This is a genomic window from Endozoicomonas montiporae CL-33 (genome assembly GCF_001583435.1).
GTDB lineage: Bacteria > Pseudomonadota > Gammaproteobacteria > Pseudomonadales > Endozoicomonadaceae > Endozoicomonas_A > Endozoicomonas_A montiporae.
In genome coordinates, this window is record NZ_CP013251.1 from 3,972,299 (window position 1) to 3,990,683 (window position 18,385).

10 protein-coding genes are annotated in these 18,385 nt (G+C 47.0%); 9 read left to right on the plus strand and 1 reads right to left on the minus strand.

Annotation, left to right across the window (positions count from 1 at the left end):
* The first annotated feature begins 52 nt into the window (after positions 1 to 52).
* From EZMO1_RS18190 to EZMO1_RS18205, 4 genes are all read left to right on the plus strand, one after another.
* The gene (locus EZMO1_RS18190) at positions 53 to 9,619 is read left to right on the plus strand and encodes a coiled-coil domain-containing protein (RefSeq protein ID WP_034876506.1); all 9,567 of its coding nucleotides are present in this window, start codon (positions 53 to 55) and stop codon (positions 9,617 to 9,619) included.
* 84 nt (positions 9,620 to 9,703) lie between these two features.
* The gene (locus tag EZMO1_RS18195) at positions 9,704 to 10,000 is read left to right on the plus strand and encodes a hypothetical protein (RefSeq protein ID WP_034876504.1); all 297 of its coding nucleotides are present in this window, start codon (positions 9,704 to 9,706) and stop codon (positions 9,998 to 10,000) included.
* A 104-nt stretch (positions 10,001 to 10,104) separates the two neighbouring features.
* Positions 10,105 to 10,428, plus strand: coding sequence for a hypothetical protein (locus EZMO1_RS18200; RefSeq protein ID WP_034876502.1), 324 nt, complete (start codon positions 10,105 to 10,107; stop codon positions 10,426 to 10,428).
* 93 nt (positions 10,429 to 10,521) lie between these two features.
* Positions 10,522 to 11,085 (plus strand): response regulator, encoded by a 564-nt coding sequence (locus tag EZMO1_RS18205; protein ID WP_034876500.1) that lies wholly within the window; start codon positions 10,522 to 10,524, stop codon positions 11,083 to 11,085.
* A 9-nt stretch (positions 11,086 to 11,094) separates the two neighbouring features.
* Here the strand turns inward: EZMO1_RS18205 and msrB are convergent, their stop codons facing one another.
* Positions 11,095 to 11,496, minus strand: a complete 402-nt coding sequence (gene msrB / locus EZMO1_RS18210; protein WP_201772210.1) for a peptide-methionine (R)-S-oxide reductase MsrB — start codon at positions 11,494 to 11,496, stop codon at positions 11,095 to 11,097.
* Positions 11,497 to 11,721: 225 nt separating this feature from the next.
* On the opposite strand from msrB, the gene EZMO1_RS18215 reads away from it, so the two are divergent.
* From EZMO1_RS18215 to EZMO1_RS18235, 5 genes are all read left to right on the plus strand, one after another.
* Positions 11,722 to 12,936 (plus strand): pyridoxal phosphate-dependent aminotransferase, encoded by a 1,215-nt coding sequence (locus EZMO1_RS18215; protein WP_034876496.1) that lies wholly within the window; start codon positions 11,722 to 11,724, stop codon positions 12,934 to 12,936.
* A gap of 35 nt (positions 12,937 to 12,971) precedes the next feature.
* On the plus strand, positions 12,972 to 13,427 hold the full coding sequence (locus EZMO1_RS18220) for a hypothetical protein (protein ID WP_034876494.1): 456 nt from the start codon (positions 12,972 to 12,974) through the stop codon (positions 13,425 to 13,427).
* 134 nt (positions 13,428 to 13,561) lie between these two features.
* Positions 13,562 to 14,452, plus strand: a complete 891-nt coding sequence (gene htpX / locus EZMO1_RS18225) for a protease HtpX (protein WP_034876492.1) — start codon at positions 13,562 to 13,564, stop codon at positions 14,450 to 14,452.
* Positions 14,453 to 14,771: 319 nt separating this feature from the next.
* Positions 14,772 to 15,275, plus strand: coding sequence for a hypothetical protein (locus EZMO1_RS18230; protein WP_145912659.1), 504 nt, complete (start codon positions 14,772 to 14,774; stop codon positions 15,273 to 15,275).
* 18 nt (positions 15,276 to 15,293) lie between these two features.
* On the plus strand, positions 15,294 to 18,350 hold the full coding sequence (locus EZMO1_RS18235) for a hypothetical protein (RefSeq protein WP_034876488.1): 3,057 nt from the start codon (positions 15,294 to 15,296) through the stop codon (positions 18,348 to 18,350).
* Positions 18,351 to 18,385 lie beyond the last annotated feature (35 nt).

The window sequence follows — 18,385 nt, forward strand, 5'->3', positions numbered from 1 at the left end:
CATTTTTTTCACGCAACGCTTTGCTATTTTCCAAACGCTTTGAGGTAGTAGAATGAGTAACAAACGTCCCGGTTTTATAAAAAGTGCCATTGCAGCGGCGATTAGCTCATCGTTCATCTGTACTACTCTCTCTGGGGAAGAAACTGATTTTGGCCTCTTTGTATGGAAGCACGATGGCACGCAACTACTACCTGAACCTGTTACCCATTCATATCCAAAAGCAGATTCAGTTAATTTTTTTGACAACATAGAGACCTCGGGCAAAGACCACGACTTTACCCAGCCTTACTTACAACAGGTCCACGAGTTAAAGAGCAAAGGCATCACAGTCACCATTCAGACAGGCAGCCCGGACGTAGAAGGCTCTGCCCGCCCGTCTCGTTTTGCCGTTATTATTCACAAAAACAATATTCCACTGCTGGCCATGACGGAAGACCTTGCTTCAGGGGATGTAAGGTTCCATATGCATCCGCACCTGAAGGATGCATTTACAAACAAACTCTCTAGTGAGCTGGGAGATACAAAGCTGACGGAATCAGACACCGGTATAGTCACTGTTGCCGGAACACGAAGAGTTCTGGAAAAACTTGCGACTATAGATGAACTGCAAGGCTTTGAAAATGAGAATTTCATAACATTTGCAACAGAAAGCGTAGCAGTTATCGAACAGACAGCTCCCTTTATTAATGACTTATCACCTGGCACTCATCTGCCAGAAAAAGTGGCCATGGTTGACACTGATAGTGCCATTGCCGCTATGACAACAGCCTGGGTCAGCAAACAATTGCCACAGGCTGTTGGCGACCACCCTTTATGGAAGGGAGACACTGATGGCGACCCGGGTAAACCTTCTCCCCTCCGGTTAATGCTTGCAAACCAACCCGGCATCAGGTTTGGCGCAAGAAAAGTTGAGCATCTGGCAGGGATCAACACCCCGGTATTTCTGTTTAAGCAGGAAACACTGACTGACCCCGTCACAGCCACCTATATCCCTCATTCAGGCATATCGACAGCCTATTTGAAGCGCCACCAGCTTATGAAAGAGGCTGGTGAGTTCGAGCCACTGAAAATGACCAGAGACACGGTAAAAGACCTTCGTCAAAAAGCATTCAGTGCCTCATTCAAAAAACTCATACAGTTAAGTGCCGACTATCAAACCAGTGGCACTACTCCAGACAAAGCCGATATGGAGCAGCTCGCCGCTTTTGAGGAAGTTCGCATTCTATGTGATGCCAAGCTACGCAAGAAGTGGCAGACAACGACCTTCTCCCCTGAAGAGCAAAGTGGCATAGCCGTCCGAGTCCACCAGAAATCACTGCCTGATCTGATACAAAGTCAATTTTCACTCAACCCGGAAATCAGTGGTTTTGTATTAAGCGATGCTTTCACCGGTGCTGCTTCCCTTTTGCCAGACACCAGTGGGGCGATTCCTTCCGATGATGGACTGGAACATATTGACAAATATATCGAAAGCAACATCAAGCGATACCACAGAATGCTTGGCCTTTCCGCCAAAGTAGCCCCCCACACACGGGAAGAAGCTGAAGAAGTCATCAGAAAGGCGGCTGGCGCAGAAAAGGGCGAAACATTACTGGATGCTGCCAAGCGTGTTAGTCAGAAAATCGCTAATTTAAAGACTGATTTAAAGACTGAACAGAAAGAAAAGGCAGACTCGCTCAAGAATATACTTCTTGAGCTGGGCAATAAACAAAAAAAGTTTACAGGAAAGCTGGAAAGCTTAACAGATAAACTGGACTCTGCCAGAAATAGCTTCGCTGCCCTGAAGCAAACAGCAGGATTAGGCAAAGATGCAACCACTGAAAAAGTATTAGATGTACTTAAAAAGGAGAGCGAACAGGCCACTTCAGTTAAAGTGGACACTGAAGATGAGCTATCTTTCGCTAAGAGCGAGTTCAAGGTATTACAAGATAAAAATATAGAGCTTTTAAAGGTTTTAGGAATTACCAGTGATGACGAGCTCATTCCTACTGTAGAAAAACTCCAAACTGACTTAACTGAGAAAGATCGGCAGTATACTCAACTATTGGAAGAACAAAAGACTGAAAGCAACAGGGACTTAGTACACTCAGCGCAGCTGAAAAGCAAAATTGAAACAGCTGCCAATGAAAAGGATGAGTTGGACAAAAAGCTTGGCAGTCTTGCTGCATTACTAGGTATTGGAGAAAATGAAGACCCTGTACCTGTTGTAGAGCAGTTTAACTCGAGACTGACCGATACAACTGAGCAACAACAGAGCCTTAAGGATAAACTCACAGCCGCTGTAAGCGGAGTTACGAAGCTGCAGGAAGAACTGACAACCAAGAGATCCGAAGTAGAAAAACTCACCCTACAGCTTGGTCAACAGAAAGATCGCAAAAACCAAGCCGATAAAGCCTTGAGCAAGGCGAGAAAACTCACTGACGAACACGACGCAGCACAAAAGTCACTAAAAGAAATCCTGCAGCCCGTTGGCGAAGAAACAAATGAGGAAGCAGCCGAACATTTGCAGTATAAATTAACCCGGACAACAAAGGAATTAGGAAAACAATTAGAAGCCGACAGACAGTCAGCACCTTCCGGACCACCGATCAAACAGGAAACCGTAGCTAGCGATTCCAATGAGAAAACAATCAAGCGCCTTCAGAACGAAATAGAACAACTGAATGCTAAAGTTGAAACCTTGGAAAGTAAGGAAAGAGATATCAATGCAGCCGTTGGAAAGATAGGGGAAACCTTAGATGGCACGTTCCCCGGATATGAATCCCGTGGTGCCGCCACTTCAACTTTACAACGAATCAGTGATATCGACGATTTTAAAGAACAAGGCAGAGGTGAACTGGAACGCAAGGTACATTCTACTACCTATTTAAGACGGGCCAAGAATGAACTGCTTGATCCAGAGCTCGTAATGCACGAAACCATTTTAAGTTATACCGAGTTCAGTGCTTTAAAAGAATTAAACCTGCCCGAAGACATGCAGCCAGAAGCCATTGTTAACTGGTTGAGGTATATGGCTCCTTTGGTCGATCATTTTCAAGAAGAATCGACTACAGCAACCATAGAGACATTGGTTGAAGATCTAGATACACTGAAAAGCTTTCTTCTGCAACCCGATACAGCAGGCGAACTTCCCAGAATTAATCCTGAAAAGAAAGGCGCTTTTGAATCACATATACGTGAAAAATACCAGACTGAAGACACGGATCAATTCCTTCAGGTCATTACACGTTTCAACGCTAATGATGTCCAGACTTTTGGCAACGCAGTCAGCTCAATCAAAGTGATGGATGAATCCTTACTGGATCGTCTTGAGCGGCATCATATTCTATCTGTACTTGGAGAGGGTGACTATGAGACGCTGGCATCAATGCATGAGGTTTACAAACATGCACCTGAAAAATATGAAAATACCTGGCAACAGATAATGTTGGAAAACTTCCAACGATGGCTAGTCAAGACCCCTGTTGTCCCCAGCGAGCTGGAACTGGATGAGTTTCCGAATGAAGACAATCTTCCCTCAGAGAGCACACTGGCGGCTCTTAAAGTAATTACGGGCATAGCTCCAGACCACCTGACAGCCGGTGAACTGACCCGGTTCGTAAAATCAGCAGGCGTTGTATTATCCCGTATCGAGGAGAAGAACCAAGGCTTATTCTATGATGATTTGTCGGAGCTTCACAAATATATAGACTCTTCAACAAAGGTAATTAATGAAGCTTACCTTAAAGGGTTAGCGGAAGCCTATGGAATAGACGAAACGGCCCTGAATGATCTGGTTACGCTGACAAAACAACCTAAATGGTTAATTGTCAATACTTTTGAGTCCATCAAGACATATGGTGGAATCGATAAAGTACAACCTTTACATATCACTGAAGAAGACATAAAACTGGCTCGTTCCCGGTTTGATTCCCAAACCGTGATGGAAGCCCAAAAATACCGAAAACAGTACCGCTTTGCATACCATGAAAAAGTACGTTCACAGAATGCTGCAGAGAATGATTTCAAAGAGCGTATGGCCAAAATCGGCAATATTGTTGTGGACGATGAAGTTTATTCGTCTGCCGAACTGGCTAAATTTCCCGAGGATGAAGCCCTGAGAGATCTACGTTGGGCCGACCCGTTGAGAGACCTCCGTCTAATGCTTCCTAATCAATTCAACAAGGAGCAGGTGATTCTTTCTGCCAGACTGCTGACCCGCCTTACAGACAGTGAATACGACATACTGATCAATGCAGTCGATACCCTTGTACCTCTCATTGATGACACCGGTGCCTTGCCACGGGAAAATGAGGCTGAATTTGATAAAGCACTTGCGAAAGTTGGTCTTCAAGACCGATCTCAGGAGGTATTGGGGGTTGTTCAACTGTTAAGAAATAATAGCAGGGTCTATCTGAAAAAACTCCAAACAGAGGTTCGATTACTTGGGCGACATCCTGAATCCAGCAAGCTGACCGTCAAACATCTTGACATTGCGCAGGAAAAAGCCAACCCGAAAAAGATTCTTGAGCAAAGAAAAGTGCTTCAGGAAAACCCGGATCTTTACGACGACCTGACAGCAGGCATTACTGCCTATAACAAAGGCGTACAAGCCCGTGAATGGCTGCAAGAGCATGAAAAACTGGTGGTTATGCCAAAAGAGTTAATGTCAGAAACTGAACACCACGCCTTAAGGCGCTTTGTTAATGCCGTTGCTTCTAAATGGGATTACGAAGAAGATAAACAGCATAGTCTGATCAGAGATATAGTTTCTGTAAGGCGAGTCCTCACTCATATCGGTAATAATCAACTGCTTGAGCAACTGGCTGCTCAGCCTGGGCTTACGCCAGGTCGTGTGCTGGATGCCCACGGTCAAATTGCCGACCCTGAAGCGTTTGCAGTCATTGCCAGCCGATTGGGCGTCACCCGGCCTACTGACCAGAGTACACTGGGCAAATTATTTCAATACTATGCATCTCCGGAAAAACTCAAAAGGGTCAGTGCCGAGCTGGGGGTGCTCGCCGATGCAGGCCTCTCACCTGATAGTATCACTCCAATCCGACTGCAGATGATTAATCACCCATCACCTGATGAGGTTGATCTGGCAGGAAGACTGGCTCGTGAAGCACCAACAGAATACGCAGTTATTTGGCATGCTATTCGGAGCAAGACGGCCATTGCTGAGATAGAAGAGATAGAGCAGGAACTCAGTAAATTTGACGCAGTAAAATCATTAACAGCAAGATATCTGGATTCTGGCGACTTTGACGCAGAGCAGTTTGAACAGCAAGAAGCTCTGGTAGAAACGCTTACCCAGGTTCAGGAAGAACTGAAAAATGTCAAACTGCTTGGCTATAAAGAAGATCCGGGAGCTGAAACCCCTCATTACAACGAGCTGAAAGCAAAGCTTGAGAGTCTGCCAAAGAACCCGACGCTAAGAGGAACAAGACAACAGATTAAAGATCTGGAAAACGACCCACTGGTGAATACAGCTGATAAACTTGCCGTTGGTTTGAAAATCATTATTGATACGGATTTGCCTGACAGAGAAAGGTTTCCCGACGGTTCAGACATGCCTAAGTTCGATTCACATGGAGGTTTAAAAACGCGCGGTCATACCCCACCCGAAAGAAAGGCCGAACTACAGGCGCTTGAAACTCTGATAAACGTTAAGGATCCTGCTGAATTTAAACGACAATGGGAAACCTTTGTAGCCAATAAAGAACTCGATATTAACGTAGACGCAACAGTACACAGAGATATGCTTAAGCTTCAAATACTGATTGAAACCCCTGACCCTGAATGGAGCCAGAAACAGGCAGAGGAAGCTTTGGGTATTATAACCCCCTGGATAGAGGACCCATCCTCAGACACAGCCAGAGGCTTTCTTCAGTATCTCAGTGTCAAAAGACATAAGGCCAGGATGCAAAAGGCTATGAAAAAAGCCATCAATGCCGGTAAGGAAACGCCCATTTTAGTTCAAAAGTACATCCGAGAGGCGTTTGGTGATTATGTTGCTATACAAGGTATAGATGTCGCTAAAGTCCGTCATGATCTGTATAACGCAGCCATGGAGTTGGAAAGTATTGAGAATTTCCGCACAACTCTCCTTGACTTCAAGCGCACAGCGGAACAACCCGAAGCGCTAGAGCTCGAAGGCATGACAACCATTGCGGCTGCACTCGATCAAATCAGTAAAGACTCTACGAACGCTGAAGTACTTCATGCTGCCAGAAAACTTCAGCCTAGAGATCTTGGCCTTGCAAAAAGAATGGCGAATGACATTTCTAAAGCTTCCGCAACAGCATCAAAAACAATCCCGACCATTGAAGGCGATTACGGACTGTATGATGACATTCCAGATATCAACCCTGATCGCTACCAAAAAGATGTGAAAAGAATAGAGGCTTTCTACAAAGAGTGTAGAGAATGCAATCTGGATCCTACAGAATTAGTCGGTAAACCCGGCGGCCATCCAGATACGGAAAAAGTCAGACAGTTACACCAGTGGGCCTCTTCTGAATATGAAGAGCTTAATATGATTCGCTCAGTAGCCAGAATGGTCACACAGTACCCTGGTAAAACCGTGACAAGTTATCTGACGCTTGAGAAACAAAATCGACAGCTGGAAGCAGAAAAAACAACGTTCGAACAAGTGCAGGAGCTACTTGGGGGTACTGCCGAAGTACTGGCAACAACGGGGTTTGTAAAAAAAGCCGCAAAGCAGAGACTCTATGACGATCAGGAGTTGAAACAGGCGATTTTATCTCACCTGAAGCCTCTGGAAAAGGAAGCCTTTAAAAATAAGGATGTTCAGGATTTTATTAAGAACCACCTCACAAACAGGGCAGGTTTTAAGGCATACGGACCGGAATGGGAATTGATACTGACAGGCCGGGATCCGGAAACCGAAGAGACTATCACACTGGACGAGCAAGAGCTGATTGTTGAGCAGCTGTTCAGCGGCTCGACAGCCCCGATATACAAGATTCCTGTCAGCGAAAAATTGGAAGCGGATGATGCCACTTACATTGATGAACATCTTGAACTTGATCTGGGCAGTGCAGAAGCGCTGGTTATGGGTGATTTACTCAGACTTAAGCAGGCAGGCGTGCCATTGGAAGCCTTTGAGCTTTTCACCTTCACAACTCCAGTCGAGGCCGTCTGGTTGAAAGCACTGGCTAACGATAAAATCAACCCGGAATCTCTGGTAGCAATCACTCATCGACTGATAAAAAACAGCAAACACTTTAAGCCAATGCTGGATAAAATGCGGGAAATTGAGGGTATTTCAGGACGTTATCAAAAACGTCATGTCATAGCGGTACTGCAAAAAAATGCTGAAGCAATGGATCCAGACACACCGGAATCGTCAGCCAGAGCCCATATCAATGCCAACAAGACAGAACAGTCCTACATGCAGTTTTTAAGACTGTTCCAGCGGGCAATCCAGAAAAATCCAAGGTCTCAACAGCAAGTTACAGAGACCATGGAATTCTACGTTCGTGATGGCTATGCTGTTGATCCTGATCAACGAGCACCGCAGCAGGATGATCTGGATCAGCTCGGCTTGACGAAAGAAATGTGCGTCAATTGGATTAAATACGTCACCAAAAATAATTTATTTCCCGGAAAAAACAAAGCGCAGCTCTTAAGAATAGCTCTTCTTGATGCGTCGAATGCGTATATCAGCCAATACGAAGACAGTATCCAGCCGAAAGTGACCGCAATGAAAGCCTACGCCAGTCAAGCTGCGACCACTTTAAAAGACGGCACCTACAGTGTCGGAATCTCTTCTCTTTACACCGCAGAAGCCCTGATATACCTGCACTTCAGAAATCGTCTCAATGTCTATCTGGACGATATTGCCTACAACAAAGGTAGAAACCTGATTGCTGCCATCAGGGGTAGCGCTGAAGGGCTGGATGAATTCCTGAGGGCTGCCGGACTAGTTTCCGGAGAACATCAAAAGCAGGTTATTTCCGACATTCTTAACTTTTTCGGTCGTGAGTTCCTTCGGGTTTACGATGAAAAATTCCAACACGTACTGGGTGACCGGGCTGACTTTATGAACAATGTTCTCAGACCGGCTGCTTTCCTCGTTCAGGCTCCGGTTGGCGCTCAGGAAATTGGCGCTGTACTGCAATTCAATGGTGAAAATGCGGTCTTCAGCTGGAATACGGCCTGGCACTCACTGCAATACGCTGCAGTCGGGGTTATTGCCGATATGACCCGGGGCAGCCAGTACAACAAGATGATGATCGAAGCCATTGACCCCGCCATGAAAAACTTCGCGGCATGGATGGACGGCGTGGCGCCTTTGTATTCCGACCAGTCCTCACCGGAAGACAGGTATTACACCGACACATGGCTCTCAATCGCCAAAGGCTGGAATGGTTTTCACGACTACATGGGGCAAACCATGGTCATGAAGGCCGGTCGGCCATTGGCAACCGTTGCGCAGAACTATATTTCCACCAAAATCTGGGGTAAGGCTTTTATTCCTATTTTAAATGCCAGAACATTTGCCATTACGAACCCAGCCAGAGCAGCTCAAGGGTTACCAGCACAAGCCTACTGGTCACCCGGCTTTGGCAGCGTGGTGGCCTATCACGTTACTAAAGCCGTCTTTTATGACTGGGCTTATAATGGTCTGGCTGATGCCAAGTATGGCCTTGAGGGTTGGGCCGAAATGCAGGATCGGGCCAATGGCGTACCAGCAGATGCCAAAGAAAGCTCAACCAAATGGGTTAAAAACAACCTGCAAAAATACAGCCTCAATGCAGAAGACACCTATTTCGCTCCGGGTCGTGATTATGCATGGGCAACCCCCGTTACAGACAGGGTAAAAGAGGTGGCCACCATGGGAGCACGAGTTGCCAAGGTTACTGGTCTTGACACTCTCTCAGGTTACGAGCAGGGCACTTATAACATGGAAGGCAAGCCTGATTTTGCCAGCCGAAGCAGAGAACAGAACTTCGTTTCATCATGGATAGGCACTATTGGTGGATATACTGCCTGGGCTATGAATGAGTCTGGTTTTTCAGCCAATGTTCTGTTGCCAGCCATCGGTCTTGCCACACCTCCAGTTAATGCTGGCATTGGCGTACTTAAAACAACTATTGATACTGCTGCTAGCATGGCATACGCAGCCAATGAAAAACGACAGGATGCAGAAGGATGGATTTATAAAAATGTTCTCGGCTATCACATTCCCGATAATGTCGGCACAGCATCTGTGACAGAGAATAAAGCGAGCCCAACCGATCCGGAAAACAGTCAAAACACCGGCAACGTGGCGGGTGAAAAACTCGACCAGAATCCACCGGTTTCTGAAGATGAGCCGACAAAAGCTCGGACAGCGACTCGTCGGGATGATACCGATCATAATCATACAATTGACACTTCAAGCACAGAACAAGCTGAAACGGTTCCGTCAGACACAGACAACACTGAAGAGAGCAAATCAGTGGCAAGTGGGGACGATAGAAAAGAGACTCCGGATGTCAGTAAGGAAAAAGAGTCCGCACCCAACAAAGAAAGAGATCCATACGAAAACGATGATGATGAGGACGAAGACGAAGAAGCCCCTGAAGAGGAGTCAGATGAGCCACAAGGAAGAAGGGGTGGTCGCCGCTAACCTGTAAATCAGGGAGAGAATCAACATTCTCTCCCTTCGATACTGACATAAATATTCCAAAGACAACAAACAGAGACAGTCACTATGAAACGATTATCACCGCGTTTTTTCCCGGCAATACTGCTGGCTTCCATAATGCTGTTAATCCCTGAAGATCTGATCGCAAATGATGACTACGACTATAGTGATTACCAGAATGCCACATCGGAAGAGGGAACCGAGGGCGACTATATGAACACCAGCACTGAAGAAACTTCTGACAATCAACTTAACCAGGATGAAACGGGTTATCAGGAGGATATTGATGAGGATGAAATGGATGGTGTACAGAGTTATGACTCTGAAGAGTATTTCGAGGGAGATGAAGATATGGAAGATTGAGGGTTAAAGAGTATTCTGAAACCTTGATAACCCTTGAATACGTTGCTTTTCAGATCTAAAAAGAGTAGAAACTCAGAAAAGCAACGCACTGACGCCTGTCCTGCATGGCAAGAATAAATAAAACCGAAACAAACCATTCATTATTCCTCTACATCTGGGGCATTCTTTTTCTGGGGTTCACCACCTGCCTGTTCTTTTTACTGTCCAGCTATAACGACTATAGCCGTATAGTTGACCTCACTATTGAAGAACAACTTGCAGCCTTGTTCCTACCAGCATCAACCGCTCAGTATTCACAACAGGCGTTAGAACACCAGATGACCAGCCTGTCGCAACACCCGTTCATCAAAGAAGTCCGTTTAATCGCAACTGATGGGCAGTTATTAACCAGTACCCGACATGAGACGTCTAAAGAAGCCTTACCCTAGCCGGTTACACTGCTGTTTGGTTCAGATCGTACTTATATAAGGGAAATCCAGAAAAATCCCGGTCAGTCATCGCCAGAGCTCTGGCTAAAGGTGGTGGCAGATATCAGACAGCCCGGAGAACAATTTATACAATCCGCAGCCCAATACCTTGCCTCTGCAACCGCAGGTTCCTTGTTTCTTATTATTTTGCTGATCGCTGCCCGCCGGAACGTTTCTGAAAAAGCAGCCATACAGCCGGCTGCACAAGCCACCAGTAATGCTTGTTCCGAGCTTTCGTCTGCTGACAATAACCCGCCCGCGTTACTGGTGGTAGACGATAACCCGGTAAACCGTATGGTTGCCGGAGAAATGCTGCAGCAACTGGGTTATCAGGTCGATACCGCAGACAGTGGTCGTTTGTGCATCCGGTATTGTCGGGAAAAACCTTATAACGTGATCTTTATGGACTGTAATATGCCGGGCATGGATGGTTTCTCGACCACAGAAGCGCTTCGGAGACTGCCGAAAACACGAAGTACTCCGATTATAGCGCTCACTGCCAACACCCTCAGCGAACATAAAGACAAATGCCTTGAGGCGGGCATGAATGATTACATTGCCAAACCTTTCAACCGGAAAAAACTGCAAAGTACTCTGGCTCGATGGGTCACTCCTTAACGGAAACAGTCACTTTTCACTGTTTTCCCTGAAGTTCAGAGCCACCGAGTTCATGCAATACCGGTGACCCGTTGGTTCAGGACCATCCGGAAAAACATGCCCAAGATGAGCGTCACAGCGCGCACAGCGAACCTCCGTTCTATGCATGCCATGACTGTGGTCTTCCCGATAAACAACGGCCTCCTGATCGACGGCCTCCCAGAAACTGGGCCAACCACAGCCTGCATCAAACTTCGTGCTTGAATCAAATAACAACTGATCACAGCAGACACAGTGATAATGACCACCGCGTTCAAAAACAGCGTATTCACCCGAAAAAGGGGCTTCAGTACCGGACTGACGACACACCCGGAACTGTTCATCGGTCAGCTGTTCACGCCACTGTTCTTCTGTTTTTTCAATCTTCATTATTTTTTCTGCTCCCGAAACCAAGGTTAAGAATTAACACATCAGGCTAGACATCAGTAGAAGACGGCGATAAATTACCCTGAAATAGCGTCTTTTTTCACACAAAAGCTCGAAAAAACCGACTAAAACCAGAATTAACCCTTTAAGCTGTGCCTGTCAGACACTTCGAGCGGAGAGTCTCTGACACCATAACGCCCGCCAGCAGGAAGTAGTATTACCGGTATCACCATGAAGGCAATCGAAAAATCCCTGAAACTGGATAATGTCTGTTACGACATTCGCGGCCCAGTATTGCGAGAAGCAAAACGCCTTGAAGAAGAAGGCCACCGTATTCTGAAACTGAACACTGGCAACCCTGCAGCTTTTGACCTTGAAGCACCTGAAGAAATTGTTCAGGACATGATCCGCAACCTGCCCAACGCCCAGGGTTATTCGGACTCAAGAGGTCTGTTTTCGGCACGAAAAGCCATTATGCAGTACTGCCAGCAGAAGAACTTTCCCCAGGTGGAACTGGACGACATCATCATCGGCAACGGAGTCAGTGAACTGGTGGTAATGGCCATGCAGGCACTGCTGAATAATGGCGATGAAATGCTGGTACCGGCGCCGGATTACCCGTTGTGGACCGCTGCCGTCAACCTGTCCGGAGGTCGTGCCGTACATTACCTGTGTGATGAACAATCTGACTGGTATCCGGACATAGAAGATATCCGCAGTAAGATCACCTCAAAAACCCGTGGCATTGTTGTCATCAATCCCAACAACCCGACAGGGGCTGTGTATCCCGAGGAACTGCTGGAACAGATTGTGCAGCTGGCGCGCGAGCATGAACTGATCATTTACGCTGACGAAATCTACGACAAAATACTTTATGACGGCACTGAACATACGGCACTGGCCTCCATTGCCGACGATGTGTTGTGTATTTCATTTAATGGTCTGTCCAAGTCTTACCGGGCAGCCGGTTTTCGCGCTGGCTGGCTGATTGCCAGCGGGCCCAAGCATCTGGCTCAGGACTATCTGGAAGGTCTGGAAATGCTGGCTTCCATGCGATTGTGTTCCAATGTACCGGCGCAGTATGCCATTCAGACCTCGCTGGGAGGTTACCAGAGTATCAATGATCTGTTATTGCCCGGTGGCCGACTGCTGGATCAGCGCAATACCATTTACAGCATGCTGGATCAGATTCCCGGTGTTTCCTGTGTCAAACCGAAAGGCGCACTCTACGTTTTTCCAAAGCTGGACCCAAAGATGTACCCGATCCACGATGATGAAAAGCTGGTACTGGATCTTCTGCTTCAGGAGAAAATATTGCTGGTTCAGGGTACTGCCTTCAACTGGCCAGATCCGGATCATCTGAGAATTATCACTCTGCCCAGGGTTGAGGATCTTGAGTCGGTTGCCACTAAGCTGGAACGCTTTCTGAGCCGATACAAGCAGTGACTGAGCCATTAAATTAACATAGACAGGGGAAGGTCATGGCAGACATTCATATCGACGACTTCTACCATGATTGCACACGTATTCTGGTACGACTGCATGAGGTTTTCCCCCGTCTGACATCCGTGTATATCGATGACATCATCGGGCGCTTTGAGACCGATGAATACGGCATAGCTTCGCACCGCCACCAGGCTTGCTTTGATACGTTGTTATGGCTGGCTGCAGAAGGGTATATTCGTTATCAGGATCGCGTCCGGACTGAAGGACTGGATCAGGTGGTTCTGACCGAAAAAGCCTTTTTACGACTGAGCCGGTTTTCTCCCTGTGAGCCAGAGCCCTCAACACCTGCAAGCATTATCCGTAAACGCTCAACACTGCTCTGGTCAATGAAACAGGCGCTAAAATCCGGCAGCAGTGATACCATTTGTCAGGTGGCCTCACGCTTCTTCTCCAGCAATTATCACCACGAGCCGAAAGAGATGTCTGAGTGATCTTTCAGCAAACTGTAAAAGTAATTAATCGCTATTGATAAACACCTTAACTCACATCATATTTCCAATATCCAATGGTCAGATTTGTAAACCGTCTGGTCAACATTGAATCAATACAGGTATCCAATCTGCTAATGAAAAGAATACTGCTATTTCTGGCCACAAACCTTGCAGTTATGCTGGTGGCAAGCATCACCCTTAACATTCTCGGTGTCGGCCGCTTTCTGACTGCGAACGGGCTGGATATGGGCGCACTGCTGGCGTTCTGTGCCGTATTCGGATTCGCTGGCTCCTTTGTCTCCCTGATGCTGTCCAAAACCATGGCCAAAATGGGCACCGGCACCCAGATCATTGACCAGCCACGTACCGAGCAGGAACGCTGGTTGCTGGATACAGTGAAAGAACTGTCCGACAAGGCGGGCATCGGCATGCCGGAAGTGGGTATTTTCCCTTCTCCCGAGTCCAACGCCTTTGCCACCGGCTGGAACAAAAACGCTGCACTGGTGGCGGTCAGCCAGGGCCTTCTGGATCGCTTCAGTCCAAGGGAAGCCAGAGCCGTTATCGGGCATGAAATCGGACACGTTGCCAATGGCGATATGGTCACTCTCAGCCTGATTCAAGGGGTTGTTAACACCTTTGTGATGTTCTTTGCCCGGATCATTGGCTACGCCGTGGACAGCTTCCTGCGTCGTGATGATGATAACGCTGGCGGGGTGGGTATTGGTTACTACATCACCAGCATCGTGGCAGAAATAGTGCTGGGTATTCTTGCCAGTGCCATTGTTATGTGGTTCTCCCGTCAGCGGGAATTCCGCGCCGACCAGGCCGGTGCAGAGCTGGCGGGCCGCAGCGATATGATTGCAGCCCTTGAGCGTCTGCGCTCTGAATACGATGCTCCCAGCGTTATGCCTGCCACCATGAGTGCCTTTGGTATTCGCAGTGGGCTGAAAAGCGGCATTGCCGCCATGTTTACCAGTCATCCTCCTCTGGAAGACCGCATCCTGGCTCTTCAGTCCTCTCGTTAAATGATCTGTTGTGAGGGTAGCCCTTACCCTCACAACCCGTTTTTATCTGAATCGTAAGACCTCTATGCCATTTACTACAGATAAATTGGCATAACGATCAACTCTGCCAAATTAAAAATAATTATTCACCCTTCAGTTTTTTCTACTACTTTGTATCTTTGTTCCAATTTCTGACGTGTCAGAGGCAACCCTTTTTTATCCAATAAAGATAATAATTATGCTTGGATGTCGATGTTCAATATTCGTCGCAGGTCTGTTTTTATTCAGTTTGCTGTCTGTCAATAGCGCTCATTCAACACTACCTGAGTGGAATCTCGTTGTGCCCACCGGCAGCCTGAACAATAGCGAGGAAACATCCATCTTTTTAATCCAAAAAAACGGACTTATTGATGGTTTAGCAGGTTATAATTCAGGGCACAGCAGTACGCTTCTTTCAACCTTTATCCCGAGTCAGGAAGCCTCGTTCCTGCAGCTGGGAGGCAATGACTATACCAGAGTCATCGGCCTCTTAAATCAGCACCTCGACATTCCATTGAATCTTGAAACATTTATTCCAAACCTGCGCCAGGACAGCCAAACACCATGGAGTCGGCAATCTCAACACAGCTTATTGATTATCCCTTCTCTGAATCAACTACTACCTCAAAACAATGCGGCAGCATCTGAAAGTTCAGATACCCTTGTCTTCGATATCTATGGGACAGGTTTAGAGGACTTTAATACAGACTTCTGTGGTGATCACGCCATCGAGCTAATAGGCAATAATAACTACTGGTATCTAATGATCCGGCTCAGCCACATTACCAGTACGTGCCTGATATGATTTCCTGAAACAGCCTCTGTGTCATTACGTTCCGCTGAACTCAACCGCTCATTAAACAAGATTTCTATACCTGTTGAAGCGAAGCAGATCGACTCCACAGATCAAACGCCGGAACCCCCTCCATCAACAGCCACTTCCAGTGAAACTATTGCAACAGATTCAGCACTGGTCGTCTATTTGCCACCTGCCGTTACCATTCAGAACTCTTACAACGAACATCATGAAACCCGTTACTATACTCACCTATGGCTAATAGCGAGAGCAGAGCCATTACCCATAATTAACCTTCACAATCATCAACTGGCCTTATCTGAACATTTTAATTTTGCAACATCATTCTCCAAAAAAACAATAAAACCGCTCCATCATCCGACCAGAACACTGAGTCCGCAGGAGGCTATACAATTATCAAAACAGCTCGACAAACAAATTAAAGAGCTGAAACAACAAAGCGAGTATGGTGTTCCTGACATAGCGTTGGCAATGCCTGCTATTGATACAACCGCGCAGTTATTGAGTCAGCTGGATTCTGTCAGAAGAACGATTGCCTTCCCAAAAAAGCGAACCGGAAACAGGAAAACAGGTAATAGCCTCCAGAACCTGAAAGCCATTTATCAGTCAATCCGAACTGCCATGGAAACGTTGCTGATCCGAACCGGGGATATGACAACCGATCAGCTACTCGAAACGATGACCATTAACGGTGAACAAACCACCTTCATCGATTTTATTGCGGACTGTTACAGTGCTCTGCCAGCCATACTCTCTACCGAGGGCTTACGTTCAACCCAGTTCATGTCAATCCGTTACGACACCAATCAGGCTTTGATCGACACTGTGCTATCCATACATTACGATCAGGGCAGTGATAAACTACCTGAAAAAATATACCATCTCGTCGCCAGACTATTCAGTATTACCATTAACAACCAATGGAACTTCGAAGACGACGAACGTATCTACGATATGTTCAGCATTGCTGGTCTGGCCTTTATTGATAATAACGATGTTGAACTGATGTTACTGCTCGCCCGGCATCTGAGTGAGACTTATTTCACAGACACCTATTCTGAGGCGGAGAACAATGGCAGTGACAAAACGGCATTAACCCATGATCTATTTCTGATTATCTGGAGCAAGCTATTAGAGTTGATGCCAAATCAGGATATTCCGGTTGGGCAACTACTGCAGTTCGAACAACAGGCAAAACGTATCAATATTGACACTGTTGGCTGGAGTGATTTCATTCACCAATACAAGAAGCTCAAACAGCAGACAAAAGAAGACTTCGCTAAAAAGCGAGCGAATAGCTTATTGCAAGAGCTGGAGAAGGAGTATCAGGAAAGACAGGCAGTACTGAGCAAGGCGAGGCAAGGCAGAAGTCTGATGAGCAGCAAAGGCATCACTCACTCCCGTCCAATGCAGGCTGTTGACAATACCTCTGACGCTCCGGAACCGTCGCCTGCATCAAACACGCCTGAGCCTGAGCAGCAAGAACCATGGGAAATACTCTACCAGCAAGGAGCCCGCAAGCTGGCTGGCAGTCAGTTTGCCAATGCTCGCTCACTGTTTCAGGAAGCACTGAGTGCCAACCCTTCGCTACTGGGTGAGGCCATCATCTATTCGGCCATTGCTGACACCTACTTCGTGCCCGGAGAGGAGCAGCTGAAACAGATTCGCCAGTCATTTGGTCAAATTCAGCTGGTGCGCGATACCATGCGCCATGCCATACATCAGCCTGTCGATAAAAAGCGCCTCAACACATTGTCGGAACAATTTATTTCGCAGGCAAAAACGCTGGATGAACCGATTAAACACTCGGCTGAATACCATCTCAAATCAATACAACGTCTGAGTTTCATTCCTGCATCACAGAGAGAAAGTCTTCTGGCAAAGTCTCAGGCTGAAGAGCTGCTCGCCATTCTTAAGCAGGAGGGTACTCAGCTTGAGCAAATAAAACACCTGATCTCGGAAGGCGTCGATGCCCTGCTTGAAACCTATACACTGAGAAGAGACTTCATTCTTGATATGCCATCTGCCGAACCTAAGAAAGCCGCGGATAACGAACCGCCTTCCAGAGAAGCTCAGTTCAAACAGTCACTCGAGTCATTAAAGCATCAACTCAATCCCGGACAGCAAAAAGAGACATCGTCACTGTCTGCTAAAAGCAATTCCTCGCGAAAGCAGCGAGTTGATCTTCGCAAACCGCATACGCTTTACAATACGTTTGAAGAGGCTTTGAAAGCAGCCCATAACATGGAACGCCACTGGAACCTGGGGGCTGAGCCTGTCTCTGAAGAAGCTCATTATCACAGTCTCAGAGTGATCAGGGAGATAGTGAGTCAGTTTTATAAAGAGAACCGACAGCTCACTTTTAAAAAGCTCGGCAACAAACTCAAGAGGAGCATGATCCGGCCTTCCAATATTCAGTCACTTCTTGAACAGTTGAATGGCCTGTCACTGGCTTCGCACCCCGCTCAACCTATTTCATACAGCCGCCTGAACGAGTTTCTGTCACCCCGGAATAGAGCCATCGTTGATGTTGAGGCGGATCACCTCTGTCTGTTTAATGCCATTGCTCTCTGGCTCAACGAGCACCGCGACGCAACATCAGCCTTTGCAAACATTAACAGCGGGCAGGAACTGTTTCTGGCTCTGGCTCCCTTCGCTATGCAGCTGGCAGCCATGCATCCTGATAACATCGATCTCAATGCCATTGCCGCGGCGTTTCATGTAAACCGTCCAAATGTTCAGTTATGGGGTACCACTGATATGTTGCACACACTGATCGCGCCCATATTACAGGTTCCGGTTATGGTATTTGATAATGCCGCCATCGCAGCCGGTTCGCCGATAATAGCGACTCTGGTTGACCCGTCAGGCAGTCAACACCATGTGCAACAACAGGATATTTTCAATGTTATGACCAGAGATACCATGATTCTGGTGCATGATACCAATCACTGGATGACCGTATTACCTGTGCCTGCCTACCAGGATCCTGCCAGCCAACTGGATCATTTACCAACCCCGGCTGACTCACTGACAGGTCAGACTGGACGATTGAACTACTAATAACCTGACCAAATTAGCAGCCTGACCAAAAAAGA